Here is an 800-nt window from a genome sequence, read left to right as displayed (position 1 = left end):
GCGGCGTCCGCAAGGACCTGGGCAGCGGCGGCAGCTGCCGCCGTGCTCGCGGCCGTGGCGTCGGCGCCCAGGGCGGCATTGGTGGCGGCGAGCGAGTTGCTGGCCGCCAGGATTGCCGCATTGAGTGTCGTCGTGGCGCTATTCAGGGCCGCTTGCGCGTTGGTGGCTGCCGTGCTGGCTGCTGCGGCGGCATTGTCATCGGCCAGGGCCTGGTTCAGGGCAGCCAGTGCGGCCGCTGCCGTGGCCGCGGTGGTGCCGACGGCGAGATCGGCGGCCTGGGCAGCCTGAGTGGCGGCCAGCGAGATCGACGCCGTGAGAGCGGCAGCGGCGGCGGCCGCATCATCGGCTTGCGCATGCTGCGTGGCAGCGGCCGAGATGGCGGCGACGGCTGCTGCGGCGGCCGCAGCCGTGTCGGCGGCGGTGGCCGCCGCTGCCGCTGCGGCCGTGTTGGTGGCGTTGGGGGTGGCGGCGGCAGCGGCCGCATCGTCGGCCAGCGCCGCATTCAGGGCGGCCAGCGCATTGGCGGCGATGGTGGCGGTGCTGGCGGCCGCATTGTCGGCCAACTGCGCCGCTTGCGCGGCCGCTTGCGAGGCATTGGCGACGGTGGCGGCCGTCGCGGCGGCCACATCGTCGGCGATGGCGGCGGCCGTGGCTGCATTGGCCGTGACGGCAGCCGCTGCGGTCGCTGCCGCATTCGCGTCGGCGGCCAGGGCTGCATTCAAGGCGGCCAGGGTACGTTTCCTCGCACACACGGGGCATGTGCCCCGCATCCTGCCCATCCCCGCTGCCAATTAAGCGAC

General features: G+C 74.4%; 1 protein-coding gene. It reads right to left on the bottom strand.

Going from position 1 to position 800, the window contains the following annotated elements:
• Nucleotides 1–752: hypothetical protein (locus GCN75_RS28805; protein ID WP_193317708.1), on the bottom strand; the 752-nt coding region annotated here is incomplete at its 3' end.
• Nucleotides 753–800: the final 48 nt, after the last annotated feature.

This window comes from Janthinobacterium violaceinigrum, assembly GCF_009208555.1.
Classification (GTDB): Bacteria; Pseudomonadota; Gammaproteobacteria; order Burkholderiales; family Burkholderiaceae_D; genus Janthinobacterium; species Janthinobacterium violaceinigrum.
The sequence above is the reverse complement of the archived record's forward strand: the minus strand, read 5'-3'. Positions and strand labels throughout refer to the sequence as shown.